The sequence below is a fragment of the Polaribacter sp. 11A2H genome, from assembly GCF_011379025.1.
In the GTDB taxonomy this organism is placed as follows: domain Bacteria; phylum Bacteroidota; class Bacteroidia; order Flavobacteriales; family Flavobacteriaceae; genus Polaribacter.
Genome location: NZ_WTLD01000013.1, coordinates 14,277 through 32,908, shown reverse-complemented (window position 1 = coordinate 32,908; position 18,632 = coordinate 14,277). Strand labels below are relative to the sequence as shown.

Genomic DNA, 18,632 nt, shown 5'->3' with positions numbered 1-18,632 from the left:
TAAAAAACTGAATTATTTTTTACTTTTACAATACTATAATTTGATATGATGAACGAAATGATAATTTACTTCTTAATTGCACTGATATTTAGCCTTGTAGGATTATTAATTGGCAAGCTATTAACCAAATTAAAATTTGAAAAAGCAAAAGGAGATTCTGAAAAGGAAAAATCTGTATTAGAATTTGAAGTTTCTAAACTAAATGAAACACTTAAAAATACAGAAATTACAATTGATGATTTACAAGGGGAACTAAGACACATTCAAAAAGAAAAAGAAACTTTAATTTCTGATAAAACACGTTTAGAAACAGAATTTAAAAATGTACAAGAAAAGTTAGTGCATAATAAAAATGAAGTAGAAAAATTACAAGAAAAATTTACCAATAATTTTGAAGTATTAGCCAATAAAATTTTAGAAGAAAAATCATCAAAATTTACACAACAGAATCAAGAAAACTTAAAAATCATCTTAAATCCACTACAAGAAAAAATTAAAGTTTTTGAAGATAAAGTAGACAAAACTCACAAAGAAAGTATCGATTATCATGCTGCTTTACGTCAGCAAATTTTAGGTTTAAAAGAGCTAAACCAACAGATGAGTAAAGAAACCTTAAACCTAACAAAAGCCTTAAAAGGCGATAATAAAACACAAGGGAATTGGGGCGAATTAGTATTAGAAAGAGTTTTAGAAAAATCTGGTTTAGAGAAAGATAGAGAGTATTATGTGCAGCAAAGCTTTACCAATGAAGATGGTAAGAGAATTCTACCGGATGTGGTTATTCATTTGCCAGATAATAAAAAAATGATTGTAGACTCTAAGGTTTCTTTAACGGCTTATGAGCAATTTATAAATGAAGAAGATGAAACTTTAAAAGCACAGTTTTTAAAAGAACATGTGGCATCACTTCAAAGACATGTACATCAATTATCAGAAAAAAAATATGAGGATATTTATAAAATTGAATCTCCAGATTTTGTCTTACTTTTTATTCCTATAGAGCCTGCTTTTGCTGTTGCCATAAATTATGATAATCATTTATACAATAAAGCATTCGAAAAAAATATTGTTATTGTAACTCCTACTACTCTTTTGGCCACTTTAAGAACCATAGATTCTATGTGGAATAATGAGAAGCAACAAAGAAATGCTTTAGAAATTGCAAGACAAGCCGGTGCTTTATACGATAAGTTCAATGGTTTATTAGGTGATTTAGTAGGTATTGGTAAACGAATTGACGACAGTAAAAACGAATACTCCAATGCAATGAACAAGCTTTTTGAAGGAAGAGGAAACTTAATTACTTCTGTAGAAAAGTTAAAGAAAATGGGGGCAAAAGCTAAAAAAGCTATCCCAGAAAACATTATTAAGCGTGCTAATGAAGTTGATGAATAGCTAATGCGTTATTATTTAACTGAATGTAGTTAAGCTAAAACTAGCTTATTTTTTAAATTTGATTTAATTATTAATCATAAAAACTAAAAAATATGTCAGTTATAAAACACGAAAGAGGTTTACATCCCTTAAAAGGAACGGTAAAAACGAATGAAAAAGATTCAGATAACAAGAAAGAAAGTATCGTAGCAGAAATTGATAAGAAAAAAGAGAAAGGTGAACTAAAAAATCAAATTCAAAGTGCTACTGATGATGCAGATGAAATTGCTGAAAAAATTAAAAGTTCAGAAAAAGAATAACTTTTATCTAATGAGTCAAAATTTTAATAGATAGCATTCATAAGCAATTATAAATCTTTCTAAATTTACACTATTATTAACCAGTACTATTGTAGTACATAAATGAAATGAATATGAACTCAGATACAGCAAAAGGAAATTGGAAACAAATAAAAGGAGAATTTAAAGAAAAATTTGGTCGTATTACCAATGATGAGAGTACGGAAGCAGAAGGATCTTTTGATAAACTAGTTGGAGAAATCCAAGAAAAATATGGCGAAACTCGTGAAGCCATCGAAAAAGAAGTAAAAAGTTGGTAAACAACTTTCGTTATATATTTAAAACTAAAAAAGCATCAAGAATTAACTTGATGCTTTTTTAGTCTCATATTTATTCACAAGAGTGAATACTTAAAACCACTACGTGGTCTACATTACAAATAATCTTCTTGCACTCATCATGTGCGCAACACGTTCACCAATTTTATGTAAAGCATCTTCATTTGCAGCATTTATAATAGCTTCATCAATAAAGTTAACAACAGCTTTCATATCATCTTCTTCTAAACCACGCGTAGTAATTGCAGCAGTTCCAATACGGATTCCTGAAGTTATAAACGGGCTTTTATCATCAAAAGGAACCATGTTTTTGTTTACTGTAATATCTGCTTTTCCTAATGCAATTTCTGCATCTTTACCAGAAATATTTTTATTACGTAAATCTATTAGCATACAGTGGTTGTCTGTTCCGCCAGAGATAATATCATATCCTCTTGCAACAAATTCTTTTGCCATTTCTGCAGCATTTGCTTTTACTTGTAATTGATATTCTAAAAACTCATCTGTTAAAGCCTCTCCAAAAGCAACCGCTTTAGCAGCAATAACGTGCTCTAAAGGTCCACCTTGGTTTCCAGGAAAAACAGAAGAATTAATTAAAGTAGACATCTTTTTAGGATTTCCATTTTTTAAAGTCTCTCCAAAAGGATTGTCAAAATCTTTACCAATCATAATCATACCACCTCTTGGTCCACGTAAAGTTTTGTGGGTAGTTGTAGTAACAATATGACAATGAGGAATTGGATCATTTAAAATTCCTTTAGCAATTAAACCAGCAGGATGAGAAATATCTGCCATTAAAATAGCACCAACACTATCTGCAACTTCTCTAAATTTTTCAAAATCGATATCTCTAGAATATGCAGAAGCACCAGCAATAATTAGTTTAGGCTTGTGCTCTTTAGCTTGTGCAGCTAAATGATCGTAATCTATAATTCCTGTTTCTTTAACAACTCCATAAAAAACAGGATTGTATAATTTACCAGAAAAGTTTACTGGAGAACCATGTGTTAAATGGCCACCATGAGATAAATCAAACCCTAAAACAGTATCACCAGGCTTCAAACAAGCAGCATAAACAGCTGTATTTGCCTGAGAACCAGAATGCGGCTGTACGTTTACATATTCTGCACCAAATAATTCTTTAGCTCTGTCTATAGCAATTTGCTCAATAACATCAACTATTTCACAACCTCCATAATATCTTTTACCAGGATATCCTTCAGCGTATTTATTGGTTAAAATAGAACCTTGGGCTCTCATAACATCATCACTTACAAAGTTTTCTGAAGCGATTAATTCTAATCCATTTAACTGTCTTTCTTTTTCTTCCTGAATAAGGTCAAAAATTTGGTTGTCTAATTGCATTGTTGTTGTTTTTATAGTAGCATCAAAAATAATAAAATCATATTTGTAAAAATCATGTTTTAACTATATTTTATCATTTTTTATTATATTTATATTTTTATTAAAAAAGTACTGTTAAAAATGCGTTTTTAATTGTTTTTTTATTTTAAAATGAAAAAAAATTATGTAGGTTTGATGAAAAATAAAATTCATTATAATGATCATAACAGCAAATAATCCGAATAGAAAATCTTGGTTAAAAGTAGATAAAGATTCAGACTTCCCCATTCAAAACTTACCTTTTGGTGTTTTTATCACAAGAGATGATATCATTACTATAGGTAGTAGAATTGGAAATTTTGCAATAGATTTAGGAGCTTTTCATCAATTAGGTTATTTTGAAGGGATACCATTAACGGATGATATTTTTCTACAAGATAATTTAAATGATTTTATTGCGGATGGTCGTAAAACTTGGCGTTTGGTTAGAAACAGAATTGCTGAAGTTTTTGATGTTACCAATGGATCTTTAAGAGATAATGCCAATCATAAAGATAAAATTATCTTTAGAATGGACGAAGTAGAAATGTTAATACCTGTTGCTGTAGGTGATTATACCGATTTTTATGCGAGTAAAGAACACGCTACCAATGTAGGTTCTTTATTTAGAGATCCAGAAAATGCATTGCTACCAAATTGGTTGCACATACCTATTGGTTATCACGGTAGAAGTTCTTCTATAGTGCCATCTGGAACAAAAATTAGAAGACCTTACGGACAAACAAAACCTGAAGAAGGAAGTAATACTCCTGGTTTTGGACCTTCTCAATTATTAGATTTTGAACTAGAAATGGCATTTATAACCACAGATGCAAATGTTTTAGGTGATAGAATTCCGATTGAAGAAACGGAAGAATATATATTTGGATTGGTGCAATTTAACGATTGGTCTGCAAGAGATATTCAAGCTTGGGAATATGTACCATTAGGCCCATTTTTAGGAAAAAGTTTTGCATCTACCATATCTCCTTGGATTGTAACTTTAGATGCTTTAGAGCCTTTTAGAGTAGAAAGCCCTAAACAGGTTTATGAACCTTTACCTTATTTAAAACAAAAAGGAAAAGGAAGTTACGATATTCATTTACAAGTTGGTATACAGCCAGAAAATGGAAAAGAAACCATCGTTTCTAATTCTAATTTTAAATATATGTATTGGACAATGTCACAGCAATTAGCACATCATACTGTGAATGGTTGTCCTGTAGAAGCTGGAGATTTAATGGGATCTGGTACTATTTCTGGCCCAACAAAAGATAGCTACGGTTCTATGTTAGAGTTAACTTGGAGAGGACAAAACCCAATTAAATTAAGCGACGGTACAGAACGTAAATTTATAAATGATAACGATACTGTAATTATGCGTGCACATTGTAAAAATGATAAAGTACGTATTGGTTTTGGAGAATGTGTAGGTAAAATTCTACCTGCTAAATAGATTCTAAGTCTTTATATAAACTAAAAAAGCTTCACAATTTGTGAAGCTTTTTTAGTTTTACGCTATAATTTTTTTCAATAAGAGAAATACATTTCGTTCTAAAACATCTACGGAACCATCGGCAAAAAAGACATTTTTTATATCTTTTAAAAGATTTTCTTTTTCAATATCTGTGTATTCATTTTCAGCTAAATACATTTTAATTTTTTCCATAGATTGATAGTCATTATCATGTACAATCTCTGTATGAATACTATTAAATAAAGCCTCATTTACTTTCGATAAAATATACTCACTTTCAGATTCAGTTTCTATATAATTACTTTGTGCTGCGTACAACAATACGTAAGTTTGAAATTCTTCTTTTGTCCAATTGATGTTCATCATATTTTATTTTAAATTTCTATTGGTAAATTCTCTGTACTTCCCCACTCCGTCCAAGAACCGTCATAAACAGCATAGTTTTTAGACCCTGAAATTTCTGCCCCTAAAGCTAATACAGATGCAGTGATTCCTGTTCCACAAGAAAAAATAAAAGGTTTCTTTTCTGGGTTTATCTTTTTGAAGATATCTTTTAACGCTGCTTCAGATTTGAATGTTCCATTTTCTATAATTTCACTAAAAGGCAAACTTACAGAATTAGGTATATGACCTCCTTTTACATCATTTCTAGGTTCTGGTTCGGTGCTATTAAAACGACCTTTAGAGCGTGCATCTGCAATTAAAATAGTTTCATTATGAATTGCATTAAGAACGTCTTCTGTAAATTTTATTTTTTCTGGTTGATAATTCACTTTAAAATCACCTTTTGAAGGTAAATTATTTTGCTGATTTTCAACAGTGTATTTATGCTCTTTCCATTTAGGAAAACCGCCATTTAAAACAGCTACATTTACAAAGCCCATTAATTGAAACATCCACCAAACTCTTGGTGAAGAATAAATCCCTAAATCGTCATAACAAACAATAATACTGTCATTATTTACACCTAATTCTTTTGCTTTATATTCAAATTCTTTCGGTGATAAAATGGTATTCGGAAATTTTCCGTTTACATCAGAAAAAGTGTTTTTAATATCAAAAAAAATAGCACCTTTAATCTGTATTTTTTCATCAGATTTAACGGCATTTGACTTTTCAGTAACTTTTGGTATCGTACAATCTAAAATAATTAGATTTTTATGATCTAAATTATCTTGTAACCAAGCTACAGAAACTATCGGTTTTGTTATTTTTAAGGACATCATATTAAAGAGTTAGAAAAGTTATAGAAAACTACTTTACATCATCATAATTATCATCCCAATCTTTTGGTTTAGGATCATCATGTAATTTATCTAACGACTTAGCAATTATCATAGCTACAGTAGCATCTCCTGTTACGTTAACAGTAGTTCTCATCATATCTAAAGGTCTGTCTACAGCAAAAATAAGCGCCAATCCAATTGGTAGCAATTCCGCAGGAAAACCTATAGATTCTAAAACAATAACCAACATAACCATACCTGCACTAGGTACAGCTGCAGAACCAATGGAAGCTAATAAAGCAGTGGCTACAATAACAAGCTGATTAGAAAATGTAAGTCCTTCTGGCCATATTACTTGCATAATAAAAACGGCTGCAATGGCTTGATATAAACTTGTACCATCCATATTAATGGTGGCTCCTACTGGTAAAACAAAACCAGCGACTTCTGGATCTACACCTAAATGTTCTTCTACCCTTTCCATAGTTACCGGTAAGGTTGCAGCGCTAGAACTTGTTGAAAATGCTAATAATTGCGCCGGACTTATTTGTTTTAAAAACCAAAGAGGGGATTTTTTTGTGTAAACACTCACTAAAATTAGATAGAATCCTATCATTAATAATAAACCTCCAACTACACAAAGTGCATAAACTAAAAGTTTTAAAAGGATTTCTGTATCATCAAAAGCAATAATAACATTTGCTAATAACGCAAATACTGCATACGGAGCAAAAAGCATAATTAAGTCTACCATTTTCATGACAACTTCATTTAAGGAATCAAAGAAATTCATTAATGGTTTTGCTTTTTTCTCTGGAATTAGTAATAGAGAAACTCCTACAAATAGTGCAAAAAAGATAATTTGAAGCATACTTGCATCACTTAATGATGTAAAAATATTACTCGGAAAGATATCTACTAAAGACTGTAATGGCCCTGTATTACTTTGTGCGCTTGCTTTTGTTAATTTGTCTACAACATCAGAAGATGTTTCATATTTGGCCTTTATCTTCTCTATTGTATCCGCAGACATACCTACTCCTGGTTTTACCACATTTACAATACCTAAGCCAATTATAATTGCAACCAAAGTAGTTAACATGTAGATAATCATAGTTCTAATTCCCATTTTTTTAATTTTAGAAATATCTTTTAAATCAGAAATTCCTTTAATTAAAGAGGCCAAAATAAGGGGTACGGCAATTAGTTTTAATAAGTTTATAAAAATGGTACCAAATGGTTTTACCCAATCTATAACAAAACCTTTACCTCCATCAATAGTATTCATGATGAAACCAAAAAGAATTCCAAGAACCATACCAATTAAAATTTTCCAGTGTAATGCTAGTTTTTTCATTAAATAGTTTAAAAATTAAGATTCTGAAAGGTAAAAAAAATAATAAAACATATGTGACTTTATTCGTATATTGTGTCATAATTTTTAGAAAACATACATATTAATTATTAAAAACATAAAAATGGCAGGTATATTAGACTTATTAAGTAGTGATTTAGGAAAACAAATAATTTCAGGAGTTTCTGGATCTACAGGAAATGACACCAGTAAAACAAGTAGTGTTTTAACAATGGCTTTACCTGTTTTAATGAAAGCTATGGAAAGAAATGCGGCTACGCCAGAAGGTGCTGCAGGAATAATGGGTGCTTTATCTGGTAAACATGATGGTAGTATTTTAGATAATCTTGGAGGCTTATTTAACGGAGGTGTAGATGAAAGCGTTAAACAAGATGGAGCAGGAATTCTTGGTCATATTTTAGGAAACAAACAACAAGGTGTTGAGCAGGTTATTGGTCAGAAATCTGGTTTAGACGCTGGTTCTGTAGCTAATATTTTAAAAGTAGCGGCACCTATATTAATGGGCGTTTTAGCAAAACAATCTAAAGAAAACAACGTGACAGACTCTTCTGGATTAGGTAGTTTATTAGGCGGAATGTTAGGAGGAAATGATACTGCAAATGAACAAAGTTTCTTAGAAAAAATACTAGATGCAGATGGTGATGGTAGTATTATTGATGATGTTGCAGGAATGGTTTTAGGAGGTGATAAAAAAAGTTCTGGTGGAATTGGTAGTTTATTAGGTGGTCTTTTTGGAAAATAAGATTTCTTAATAATAGGTATAAAAAAAGCTCAAACAATTGTTTGAGCTTTTTTTATATTTAAATAATTTTACAATTATAACAAGATTTATAAATTTCTTCATAAACTGGTAATATATTTTCTAATGAAAATTGCTTGGTATGTTTTTTAGCATTTTCTTTAAACCTTTGTAAAGTAGCATCATCTTTTACAATTGATATTGCATTTTTTGCCATATCTGCTATATCTCCCAAATTGCTTAAATAACCTGTTTCTCCTTGAATATTTACTTCTGGTAAACCACCTGTATTAGTAGATATTACAGCAGTACCTGCAGCCATTGCTTCTAAAGCTGCTAAACCAAAACTTTCTGTTTGCGATGGCAATAGAAAAACATCTGTGTAACATAATATTTTAGCTACTTCTGTACTATTTCCTAAAAAGAAAACATCTTCCGTTAGTTTTAATTCTTTTACTAATTTCTCTGCTTTTGCTCTTTCTGGTCCTTCACCAATCATTAAAAGTTTAGACGGAATTTCTTTTCTTACTTCACTAAAAATTTTAACGACGTCTTCTACTCTCTTTACCGGTCTAAAATTACTTACGTGTGTAAAAATTCTTTCATTAGGTTTTGCTAATGCTATTCTTTTACACTCTTCTTTATTTGCATCATTATATTTCTCAACATCAATAAAATTATAAATTACCTTAATGTCTTTTGTAATATTGAACAACTTATTGGTTGTTTCTTTTAAATTATTAGAAACTGCAGTAACAACATCAGAATTATTGATGCTAAATTCTACTGCTGTTTTATAGGTAGGATGGCTCCCTACCAAAGTTATATCTGTTCCGTGTAAAGTAGTAACAACTCTAACATCTAACCCTTTTTCTTTTAACATTTGTTTTGCCATATAGGCTGCATACGCATGCGGTATCGCATAATGTACATGTAAAACTTCTAAATCATGCTTTTTAACTACTTCTACCATTTTACTAGACAGTGCTAACTCATATGGTTGGTATTCAAAAAGAGGATATTCTTCTATTACAACTTGATGAAAATGTAAATTATGAGATAAAAAATCTAACCGAACAGGTTGATTATAGGTAATAAAATGTACTTCATGACCTTTGTTTGCCAAAGCCATTCCTAATTCTGTAGCTACTACTCCACTTCCCCCAAATGTTGGGTAACAAACAATTCCTATTTTCATATAATTTTTTGAAATATTAGATGCCTTATATTTAAAGATTCATAAATATGATTCTTTAGTTGTAAATATACTTCTATTCTTACAGTTGAAATCTAAATAAAAACATAAAAAAAGCTTTTCAATTAGATCGAAAAGCCTTTTTAATATATTAATTTTAGAATCTAAAGACGCTATTTTTTAGTAATCTCCTAAAGTTGCTGGGTTTTGAGCCAATGCATTTTCTAACTGCTCATCACTTGGTGCTTTACCATGCCAAGCATGTGTGTGCATCATAAAATCTACACCATTACCCATTTCTGTATGTAATAAAATACAAACTGGTTTTCCTTTTCCTGTTAATGCTTTTGCTGCTGCTAAACCTGCTAATATTGCATCAATATCATTTCCTTTTTCTACATCTAAAACATCCCAACCAAAAGCTTCAAATTTAGCTCTGATGCTTCCCATAGGTAAAACTTCGTCTGTAGAACCATCAATTTGTTTACCGTTTAAATCGATTGTTGCAATGATGTTATCTACTTTTTTTGCTGATGCATACATAATTGCTTCCCAGTTCTGACCTTCTTGCAATTCACCATCACCATGTAATGTATAAACAATTTTATCGTCTCCGTTTAATTTTTTAGCTTGCGCAGCTCCTAAACCATTAGACATTCCTTGCCCTAAAGAACCAGATGCTATTCTAATACCCGGTAAGCCCTCATGTGTAGTTGGGTGTCCTTGTAAACGAGAGTTTAACAATCTAAAAGTTGATAATTCTTCTACAGGAAAAAAACCACTGTGCGCCAAAACACTATAAAAAACTGGAGAAATATGTCCGTTAGAAAGGAAGAATAAATCTTCATTCTTTCCGTCCATTGTAAAATCTGTAGAATAGTCCATTACTTCTTGATATAAGCATGTAATAAATTCTGCACATCCTAAAGATCCTCCTGGGTGACCAGAATTTACTTTATGAACCATACGTAATATATCTCTACGAACTTGTTGCGTAAAATCTTGTAATTGTTGTGTTGTTGGCATTTTGTTGTTTTAATTTGTACAAAAGTAATTTTTTTAACAGCAACTAACAAGATTAATTGTAAGCAAAATAGCTTTATCAATAATTAAAATGATATTTCTAAAAAAAGTGAATTCTAAAAGTCAAAAGCTAGGTTTTTTGTTTCTTTTTCTTTGCTGCAGGAAACAATACATTATTTAAAATTAAACGATAACCAGGTGATGTTGGATGTAAATCTAATGCTGTTTTTGGATCGTTAATTCTATGCGAATAATCTTCGGGGTCATGTCCTCCATAAAAAGTAAACATTCCTTTTCCTTTTGTTCCATGAATATAACGTGCTTCTCCATTGGTTTTATTTTCACCCAAAACCAATACATTTGTTTTAATTGTATTTCTATTAAAAGAAGTAGTTTGCCCCATAAATCCTTTTACTAAAACAGTATGATTTTGTGTTAACATAGTTGGCACTGGATCCCACTTTGCAGAAAATTCACCTAAAGAAAAATAGTCTGATGTTTTTGGTATTTTGCGCTTACTGGTCATATCTATGGTAGAAAACTCATAGGTTGTAGGATTTTTAATCAATTGAAAGTCCTTAAAAGCAAAGGTTTTATTATAATTTATTTTAGATTGATAATTTAATTCAGATGCATCACCATCAAACATTGCCTCAACAATATCTACACCTTCGGCAGATAAAGCAATATCAAAACTATCGGCTGCAGAACACATAGCAAACATAAAGCCTCCCCCAATTACGTAATCTCTTATTTTTTTGGCAACGGCTAGTTTTTCTTCAGAAACCTTAGAAAAACCTAATTCAGATGCTTGTTTTTCTGCTCTTAATTTTTCTTCTACATACCAAGGTGCCGTTTTAAAAGATCCGTAAAACTTACCATATTGTCCGGTAAAATCTTCATGGTGTAAATGCAACCATTCATATAATAGTAGTTTGTCTTCTAAAACTTCTTGGTCGTAAATAACATCAAACGGAATCTCAGCATAAGTCAAAACCAAGGTTACAGCATCATCCCAAGGCATTTTATCTTTTGGCGAATACACCGCTATTTTTGGTGCTTTTTCTAAAGTTACTGCATCCTGATTAGAAGATGGTGATGAAATTTCTTGTAAAATTAATTGCGCTTTTGCATCAGAAATTATTTGGTAAGAAACACCACGTATTTTACATTCATTTTCTGCTATTTTATTGTTTTCTATTAAAAAAGCACCTCCATCATAATTTAATAACCATTTCGATTTTAAGCCTGCTTCTAATGAGAAATAGACTATTCCGTAGGCTTTTAAATGGTTTCCTTGGTTATCATAACTCATAGGAACATAAATAAATGATGCCCAAATTGAGTTTGAGAGTAAGAGAAATGTTAAGATTGTGAGGAGTTTTTTCAAAAAAACTATCTATTTGGATTATTTATTTTTTTTGGGTTTTGCCTTGTATCAAAAACATCAGTAATTAACATGCCTTCTTTTATAGGTCTGTAAATAATTTTATAATTCCCACTAATGAGATATTTATGGTTTTGATTTAAAATTTTTAAGGCATTTTCTTCGGTTCCAGAATTCGGAAAATTATCTAACTGTTTTGTTGTAGAAAAAATATCTTTTTTTATATTATCAGCAATTATTTTATTCGCTTTCTTTTTGTGATAATAATGAATTTCTTTCAACATCTTTTTAGCAAAATCAGACCAAATTATTTCCATTCTACCAATTCTTACTTTCCTTTTCTAAGTCTTCTTGAGTAGAATAGTTTCCTTTATTATAATCTAAATTAGCTTCCTTTGCTCTCAAAATTAGTTCTTCCTCAGTAAATACTGATAATTTAGAACCTTTCAATTCTAAAACAGATTCTTCTATTTTCTCAAACAGATTATCATCCTTTAGAGAAACTAAATATTCTATTAAACTTAATTTTCTTGCCTGAATATTCATAAATAATTATTTACTTTTCAAAGTTACGAAAATATAAAGTGAATTTAATTCTAAAAAAGAACATATATCATAGATACCTAAATTGAGTTTAATACCAATTTAACTATTTAAAGTCGTTTAAAATACTTTTTTAGTTTTTGACTATTATAATTATAAAAACAACATATTTGTCTGAGTAATTAAACTTTACTCAGCACTAGCTTTATCGAAGACTTTATCTTAATTACTTAATGTCCTTCGACAGGCTCTGAAAGACATTTAGATTTTCAATTATTTTAAGGACTTAATAAAGTTAAATTGATATAAAAGTAAGTATTGCTAGGTGTACTTCTTTCTAAAAACTAAAATACACAATTACTTTAAAGCAATTGTGTATTTCTATAATTTAATAAAATCTTTATGTTTTAAAACGGCATATCATCATCATCACTTCCAAAAGCATCTTTCGGATCCACTCCTCCTTGTCCTGCAAAAGGATCTTCTGGGAAATCTGCATTCATAGATGATTGAAATTCAGAGCTAAATCCTTCTTCTAAATCAGAGAATTTTGCTAAGTGACCGGTAAATTTCAAACGAATATTTTCTAAACCACCATTTCTGTGTTTTGCAACAATAAATTCTCCTTGTCCCTCACATGGTGAATGATCATCATCATCCCATTCTGTCATTCCGTAATATTCTGGACGGAAAATAAACGATACAATATCGGCATCTTGCTCAATTGCTCCAGATTCACGTAAATCAGACAATAAAGGTCTTTTAGATCCTCCACGCGTTTCTACCGCACGAGATAACTGAGAAAGTGCAATTACTGGCACTTCTAATTCTTTTGCTAAAGCTTTTAAGTTTCTAGAAATCATCGAGATTTCTTGTTCACGATTTCCGTTAGATTTTCCACCAGCAGTCATTAATTGTAAATAATCAATTACAATAATTTTAACACCGTGTTGCGACACCAATCTTCGTGCTTTTGCACGTAAATCAAATACCGAAAGAGAGGGTGTATCATCTATAAAAATAGGTGCATCAGACAAACGTTTTACTTTTACGTTTAACTGTTCCCATTCGTGTGGTTCTAAGTTTCCTTTTCTTAATTTTTCTGATGTTAAGCCTGTTTCAGAAGAAATCATACGCGTAATTAACTGTACAGAAGACATCTCTAATGAGAACACGGCAACACCATGACCAAAATCAATCGCCATATTTTTTGCCATAGAAATTACAAATGCCGTTTTCCCCATACCAGGACGTGCAGCTATAATCACTAAATCGGATGGTTGCCAACCAGAAGTTAACGCATCTAATTTGGTAAAACCTGTTGCCAAACCAGACATTCCTTCTTGGTTACCAATTTCTTGAATCTTAGCCAAGGCTTGTTTTACTAAAGATCCTGCATCTTCAGAACTCTTTTTTAAGTTTCCTTGGGTAACTTCAAAAAGTTTTGCCTCTGCATCGTCTAATAAATCAAAGACATCGGTACTTTCATCATACGCATTTTCTATAATTTCACTAGAAATTGAAATTAATCTACGTTGAATAAATTTTTGAAGAATAATTCTTGCATGGAACTCAATGTGTGCTGATGATGCTACTTTTTGAGTTAAACGAATTAAAAAGAAATCTCCACCAACAAATTCTAGTTTACCATTCTTTTTTAACAAGTTAGATACTGTTAAAAGGTCAATTGGTTCAGAATTTTGAAATAACTCATAAATAGCCGCATACACTTCTTGATGTTTTTGATCATAAAAAGCATCTGAACTTAAGACGTCTATAACGTCATCAATTCCTTTTTTATCAATCATCATTGCACCCAACACAGCTTCCTCTAACTCCAACGCCTGTGGAGGAATCTTGCCTTTTTCAAGACTAATTAATCTTGATTTATCTATCTTTTTTCCCGTAACAGGAGTCGTTTTTTCCATTACTACAAAGGTACTTTTTTAGGTTGAAATTAATTTCTAAAAGTTCATTTTAATTTGTAAACATTTATTGTAAACAAAAATGTTATTATCTTGTTAATAACCAGCCAACTTCTAAAATGAAATGTTATTTTTACAAACAAAGTTGGATATTTAAAAACTGTTATATCCTCTTTTGTGAATATACATAAACGCTTATTTATATAAAAATAGTATCCTTGAAGATCAATAAAAAACATGTATTACTAACATTTTTACTTCCTGTACAAATAGTATTAATTCAATTGGCTGCAGAAAACCCTGCGTTTATAGAAAAATATTATTCAAATGGAATCTATCCTCCTATTGCATCCTTTTTTAGAATTATTTTTGGTTGGATTCCTTTTTCTGTCGGTGATGTATTATTGGCGTTCGGGCTCTTTATTTTTATTCGTTTTATATGTAGGTTGATAAAAAATAGATTCAGAGATTTTATTCCTAAAATTATTCATTTTACTGCCATTATATCAGTTATTTATTTTTGTTTTTATCTCTTTTGGGGCTTAAATTATTACAGAGAACCTTTGGCTAAAAACTTACAGTATCAACAAAAAAAATACACTACAGAGCAACTTCAAAAAGTAACAGCACATGTAATTGAAAAGCTAAATGAATATCAATTTAAAATTACAAAAAGCGATACTTTAAAGGTAGAAAATCCGTATTCCCAAAAAGAAATGTACACAATGGCTATTTCTGGTTATGAAAATTTATCTGAAGACTTTCCGCAGTTAAAATATCAACATAAATCTGTAAAAAGTTCTTTAATGAGTTTGTTACAATCTTACAACGGAACCGCAGGATACTTAAATCCTTTAACAGGAGAAGCTCAGGTAAACAACAAACTTCCTAAAACAAGTTACCCAACTACTACGTGTCATGAAATGGCACATCAAATTGGTTTTGCTGCAGAAAATGAAGCTAATTTTGTTGGTTTTTTGGCGGCTAATTATAATGACGATCTTTATTTTAAATACGCCAGTTATAGAATGGCTTTTGGCTATTGTATTTCTGAACTGAGAAAACGCGACCAAAATTTATCCAAAGTACTTTGGAAAACTGTCAACAAAGGAATTATTAAAGATTTTAATGCCAGTTATACCTTTTGGCAGCAATATAAAAATCCCTTTGAACCGCTTGTTAAAAAAGGATACAATGCTTATTTAAAAGCCAACAAACAAGATAAAGGTGTACAATCTTACAATTATGTGGTAGATTTATTTATTTCTTATTTTGACAAAGTAAACCCTGCTTAATTTTCTTAAAATTATGTTAAAATAACTGCTTTTAACATTTTCTAAAATGCTTCTAATTATTTTAGAAACTTAATTCATTTACAAAACCAAACCTATATGAGAAAAGTACTCTTATTTTTCTCCTTATTTGTGGCTTTTTCTATGCACTCGCAAGAATATTTCCCTACAGATAGCGGAGTAAAAACTACTGAAAACACCACTTTTGCATTTACAAATGCAACTATTTATGTAACGCATAATAAGATTGTAAAAAAAGGAACTTTACTAATTAAAGATGGTAAAGTTGTTAGCATTGGTAAATCTATTAAAATTCCGAATGGAACAAAAACCATCGATTTAGAAGGTAAAACGATGTATCCTTCATTTATTGATATTTATTCAGATTTTGGAATCGCGAAACCAAAAAGTCAACCCAGGTCTAGAACAACACAATACGAGCCAACAAGAGAAGGTTATTATTGGAATGATCATATTAGACCAGAAACAAACCCAATCAATAATTTTAAATTTGATGACAAAAAAGCGAAAAGTTTAATTGATGCCGGTTTTGGAATTGTAAACACCCATTCTAATGACGGAATTGTACAAGGAAATGGTTTATTAATTGCTCTAAACACAAATACTTCTGATGCTTACCGAATTTTAAATACAAAATCTGCACAGTATTTATCTTTTCATAAAAGTGCAAAATCTACGCAAGCATATCCTAGTTCTAGAATGGGTGCAATGGCATTAATTCGTCAGGTTTTTAATGATGCCGATTGGTATGCAAAAGGCAATATGAAAAATAAAGATTTGTCTTTAGAAGCTTTTAACAACAATAAAAATTTACTTCAAATATTTGAAACTTCAACTGTTTTAGATGCCTTAAGAGCAGATAAAGTGGGAGACGAATTTGGTGTGCAATATACAATTGTTGGTAGTGGAGAAGAATTTGAAAGAATTAATGATGTAAAAGCAACAAATGCAAACTTTATAATTCCTATTAATTTTAGTGATGCTTATGATGTTTCAGATCCTTTATTGGCACAACATATTTCTTTAAGAGACATGCGTAAATGGAATCAAGCTCCTTCTAATTTAAGTGTACTTTCTAAAAATGGAATTAACTTTGCATTGACAACCCACACTTTAAAATCTGTAAATTCATTTCATAAAAACTTACAGAAAGCAATAAAATATGGCTTTGATAAAGAAAAAGCTTTAGCTGCACTAACTACAATTCCTGCAACTATTATTGGAAACACCACAATAGGAAACTTAAATATAGGAAGCTACGCAAACTTTATTATTACATCTGGCGATATTTTTGATGCTAAAACTACCATTTATGAAAACTGGGTTCAGGGAGCTAAAAATGTAGTTCATAACATGGATATTAAAGATATTACAGGAGATTATATGTTGTCTGTAAATAACAAAAACTATAATTTATCAATTACAGGTAAAGGCGCTAAACAAACAGGAACGATTAAGGTTGGTGATAAAAAAATAAAGTCTAAATTTTCTTATACTGATGATTGGATTTCTATCACCTTAAACGAAGACAATCATTTTACTAGAATGCTAGGTAAAATTGTAAATGCTTCTAACGTTATGCAAGGTGATGCTTTTGATACCGAAGGAAATAAAACTTATTGGTCTGCTAGTAAAAAAGTTCAAAAAAGTGAAGTATCAAAAAAAGAAATCAAAAAAGAAGATAACACAATTACAGTAGTTCCTGTAAGTTATCCAAATATTGGTTTTGGAAATTATGTTCAGCCTAAAACAGAAACAATTCTAGTTAAAAATGTGACTGTTTGGACCAGTGAAAAAGAAGGAATTTTAGAAAATACAGATGTACTTTTAAAAGATGGTAAAATCGAAAAAATTGGTTCTAATTTAAGTGCAAGAGGCGCAACAGAAATTGATGGAACAGGCAAGCATTTAACTGCTGGTATTGTAGATGAACATTCTCATATTGCTGCTTCTGCTGTAAATGAAGGTGCTCAAAATTCTTCTGCAGAAGTTACTATGGAAGATGTAATTGATCCTAACGACATTAATATTTATAGAAATATTTCTGGGGGAACCACAACTTCTCAAATTCTACACGGTTCTGCCAATCCTATTGGTGGTCGTTCTGCAATCATCAAACTAAAATGGGGAGAAAATGCAAATGAGATGATTTATAAAAACTCTCCTAAATTTATAAAGTTTGCTTTAGGTGAAAATGTAAAACAATCTCGTTATACAAACGGAACACGTTTTCCGCAAACAAGAATGGGTGTAGAACAAGTTTTTACAGATTATTTTACAAGAGCTCATGAATATGACGCTATAAAGAAAAGTGGAAAACCATATAGAATAGATGCAGAAATGGAAACTTTGGTTGAAATTTTACACGGAGAACGTCATATTTCTTGTCACTCTTATGTACAATCTGAAATCAATATGTTAATGAATGTTGCCGATAAAATGGGCTTCAAAATAAATACATTTACACATATTTTAGAAGGTTATAAAGTTGCTGATAAAATGAAAGATCGCAATATTGGTGCTTCTACATTTTCAGATTGGTGGGCATATAAATACGAAGTAAACGACGCGATACCTTACAATGCCGCAATTATGCATGATGCAGGTCTTACGGTTGCTATAAATTCAGACGACAGAGAAATGTCTCGAAGACTAAATCAAGAAGCTGCTAAAACAGTAAAATATGGCGGAATGACAGAATTAGAAGCTTGGAATATGGTTACTATTAACCCGGCAAAATTACTACATATAGATGAACGTGTTGGTAGTATTAAAGTAGGTAAAGATGCCGATGTTGTTTTATGGAGCCATCACCCAATGTCTATTTATGCTAAAGTTGAAAAAACTATTATAGAAGGAAAAGTGTTTTTTGATAGAACTGAAGACATCAAAAAACGTACAGCTATAAAGCAAGAAAAAAGCAAATTAATTAATATGATGTTGCAGGAAAAAATGGGAGGAGCAAAAACTCAAATTCCAACAAAAAGAAAAGATAGAAATTTTCACTGTGATACATTAGAAGAAATATAAAACTA

17 protein-coding genes are annotated in these 18,632 nt (G+C 30.7%); 7 read left to right on the top strand and 10 right to left on the bottom strand.

Annotated features, from left to right (window positions below; translation table 11 throughout):
* The first annotated feature begins 48 nt into the window (after positions 1-48).
* The 3 genes from rmuC to GQS58_RS14385 all read left to right on the top strand — a co-directional run bounded on the left by rmuC (position 49) and on the right by GQS58_RS14385 (position 1,993).
* Positions 49-1,395 carry a DNA recombination protein RmuC gene (gene rmuC, locus GQS58_RS14395; protein WP_166387127.1) on the top strand — a complete coding sequence of 449 codons (1,347 nt, stop codon included), beginning with the start codon at positions 49-51 and terminating at the stop codon, positions 1,393-1,395.
* A gap of 92 nt (positions 1,396-1,487) precedes the next feature.
* Positions 1,488-1,694, top strand: a complete 207-nt coding sequence (locus GQS58_RS14390; protein ID WP_166387125.1) for a hypothetical protein — start codon at positions 1,488-1,490, stop codon at positions 1,692-1,694.
* Between the two features lie 113 nt (positions 1,695-1,807).
* A complete protein-coding gene (locus GQS58_RS14385; protein WP_166387123.1) occupies positions 1,808-1,993 on the top strand; it encodes a CsbD family protein in 186 nt (61 codons plus the stop codon).
* Between the two features lie 108 nt (positions 1,994-2,101).
* On the opposite strand, the gene glyA is transcribed toward GQS58_RS14385, so the two are convergent.
* A complete protein-coding gene (gene glyA / locus GQS58_RS14380; protein WP_166387121.1) occupies positions 2,102-3,376 on the bottom strand; it encodes a serine hydroxymethyltransferase in 1,275 nt (424 codons plus the stop codon).
* Positions 3,377-3,572: 196 nt separating this feature from the next.
* Here glyA and fahA point away from each other — a divergent pair, with 196 nt between their 5' ends.
* Complete coding sequence (gene fahA, locus GQS58_RS14375) at positions 3,573-4,850, top strand: fumarylacetoacetase (protein WP_166387119.1); 1,278 nt, start codon at positions 3,573-3,575, stop codon at positions 4,848-4,850.
* Positions 4,851-4,907: 57 nt separating this feature from the next.
* Here fahA and GQS58_RS14370 read toward each other — a convergent pair whose 3' ends face one another.
* The 3 genes from GQS58_RS14370 to GQS58_RS14360 are packed head-to-tail and all read right to left on the bottom strand — an operon-like array spanning position 4,908 to position 7,454.
* Entirely contained in the window at positions 4,908-5,237 is a 330-nt protein-coding gene (locus GQS58_RS14370) for a hypothetical protein (RefSeq protein WP_166387117.1), read from the bottom strand.
* Between the two features lie 8 nt (positions 5,238-5,245).
* A complete protein-coding gene (locus tag GQS58_RS14365; protein WP_166387115.1) occupies positions 5,246-6,097 on the bottom strand; it encodes a sulfurtransferase in 852 nt (283 codons plus the stop codon).
* Positions 6,098-6,125: 28 nt separating this feature from the next.
* Positions 6,126-7,454, bottom strand: coding sequence for a dicarboxylate/amino acid:cation symporter (locus tag GQS58_RS14360; protein ID WP_166387113.1), 1,329 nt, complete (start codon positions 7,452-7,454; stop codon positions 6,126-6,128).
* 121 nt (positions 7,455-7,575) lie between these two features.
* On the opposite strand from GQS58_RS14360, the gene GQS58_RS14355 reads away from it, so the two are divergent.
* Entirely contained in the window at positions 7,576-8,214 is a 639-nt protein-coding gene (locus tag GQS58_RS14355; protein ID WP_166387111.1) for a DUF937 domain-containing protein, read from the top strand.
* 58 nt (positions 8,215-8,272) lie between these two features.
* Here the strand turns inward: GQS58_RS14355 and bshA are convergent, their stop codons facing one another.
* The 6 genes from bshA to dnaB form a co-directional block, all read right to left on the bottom strand.
* Complete coding sequence (bshA, locus tag GQS58_RS14350; RefSeq protein ID WP_166387109.1) at positions 8,273-9,409, bottom strand: N-acetyl-alpha-D-glucosaminyl L-malate synthase BshA; 1,137 nt, start codon at positions 9,407-9,409, stop codon at positions 8,273-8,275.
* 177 nt (positions 9,410-9,586) lie between these two features.
* The gene (locus GQS58_RS14345; RefSeq protein ID WP_166387107.1) at positions 9,587-10,432 is read right to left on the bottom strand and encodes a transketolase; all 846 of its coding nucleotides are present in this window, start codon (positions 10,430-10,432) and stop codon (positions 9,587-9,589) included.
* Positions 10,433-10,559: 127 nt separating this feature from the next.
* Positions 10,560-11,744, bottom strand: coding sequence for an asparagine synthetase B (locus tag GQS58_RS14340; RefSeq protein WP_166387266.1), 1,185 nt, complete (start codon positions 11,742-11,744; stop codon positions 10,560-10,562).
* 80 nt (positions 11,745-11,824) lie between these two features.
* Positions 11,825-12,133 carry a type II toxin-antitoxin system RelE/ParE family toxin gene (locus GQS58_RS14335; protein WP_166387105.1) on the bottom strand — a complete coding sequence of 103 codons (309 nt, stop codon included), beginning with the start codon at positions 12,131-12,133 and terminating at the stop codon, positions 11,825-11,827.
* Between the two features lies 1 nt (position 12,134).
* The gene (locus tag GQS58_RS14330) at positions 12,135-12,362 is read right to left on the bottom strand and encodes a hypothetical protein (protein WP_166387103.1); all 228 of its coding nucleotides are present in this window, start codon (positions 12,360-12,362) and stop codon (positions 12,135-12,137) included.
* A 404-nt stretch (positions 12,363-12,766) separates the two neighbouring features.
* Positions 12,767-14,287 (bottom strand): replicative DNA helicase, encoded by a 1,521-nt coding sequence (gene dnaB, locus GQS58_RS14325; protein ID WP_166387101.1) that lies wholly within the window; start codon positions 14,285-14,287, stop codon positions 12,767-12,769.
* A gap of 215 nt (positions 14,288-14,502) precedes the next feature.
* Here dnaB and GQS58_RS14320 point away from each other — a divergent pair, with 215 nt between their 5' ends.
* Both GQS58_RS14320 and GQS58_RS14315 read left to right on the top strand, forming a co-directional pair.
* The gene (locus tag GQS58_RS14320) at positions 14,503-15,579 is read left to right on the top strand and encodes a DUF3810 domain-containing protein (protein WP_166387099.1); all 1,077 of its coding nucleotides are present in this window, start codon (positions 14,503-14,505) and stop codon (positions 15,577-15,579) included.
* 96 nt (positions 15,580-15,675) lie between these two features.
* Complete coding sequence (locus tag GQS58_RS14315; RefSeq protein WP_205860444.1) at positions 15,676-18,627, top strand: amidohydrolase family protein; 2,952 nt, start codon at positions 15,676-15,678, stop codon at positions 18,625-18,627.
* Positions 18,628-18,632 lie beyond the last annotated feature (5 nt).

Bases quoted from the DNA above. Each gene is read 5' to 3' on its own strand.
- rmuC (WP_166387127.1), top strand. From the start codon at position 49: ATGAACGAAATGATAATTTACTTCTTAATTGCACTGATATTTAGCCTT.
- GQS58_RS14315 (WP_205860444.1), top strand. From the start codon at position 15,676: ATGAGAAAAGTACTCTTATTTTTCTCCTTATTTGTGGCTTTTTCTATG.
- GQS58_RS14335 (WP_166387105.1), bottom strand. From the start codon at position 12,133: ATGGAAATAATTTGGTCTGATTTTGCTAAAAAGATGTTGAAAGAAATT.
- GQS58_RS14340 (WP_166387266.1), bottom strand. From the start codon at position 11,744: ATGAGTTATGATAACCAAGGAAACCATTTAAAAGCCTACGGAATAGTC.
- GQS58_RS14385 (WP_166387123.1), top strand. From the start codon at position 1,808: ATGAACTCAGATACAGCAAAAGGAAATTGGAAACAAATAAAAGGAGAA.
- GQS58_RS14390 (WP_166387125.1), top strand. From the start codon at position 1,488: ATGTCAGTTATAAAACACGAAAGAGGTTTACATCCCTTAAAAGGAACG.
- dnaB (WP_166387101.1), bottom strand. From the start codon at position 14,287: ATGGAAAAAACGACTCCTGTTACGGGAAAAAAGATAGATAAATCAAGA.
- GQS58_RS14365 (WP_166387115.1), bottom strand. From the start codon at position 6,097: ATGATGTCCTTAAAAATAACAAAACCGATAGTTTCTGTAGCTTGGTTA.
- GQS58_RS14330 (WP_166387103.1), bottom strand. From the start codon at position 12,362: ATGAATATTCAGGCAAGAAAATTAAGTTTAATAGAATATTTAGTTTCT.
- GQS58_RS14345 (WP_166387107.1), bottom strand. From the start codon at position 10,432: ATGCCAACAACACAACAATTACAAGATTTTACGCAACAAGTTCGTAGA.
- GQS58_RS14355 (WP_166387111.1), top strand. From the start codon at position 7,576: ATGGCAGGTATATTAGACTTATTAAGTAGTGATTTAGGAAAACAAATA.
- bshA (WP_166387109.1), bottom strand. From the start codon at position 9,409: ATGAAAATAGGAATTGTTTGTTACCCAACATTTGGGGGAAGTGGAGTA.
- GQS58_RS14370 (WP_166387117.1), bottom strand. From the start codon at position 5,237: ATGATGAACATCAATTGGACAAAAGAAGAATTTCAAACTTACGTATTG.
- fahA (WP_166387119.1), top strand. From the start codon at position 3,573: ATGATCATAACAGCAAATAATCCGAATAGAAAATCTTGGTTAAAAGTA.
- glyA (WP_166387121.1), bottom strand. From the start codon at position 3,376: ATGCAATTAGACAACCAAATTTTTGACCTTATTCAGGAAGAAAAAGAA.
- GQS58_RS14360 (WP_166387113.1), bottom strand. From the start codon at position 7,454: ATGAAAAAACTAGCATTACACTGGAAAATTTTAATTGGTATGGTTCTT.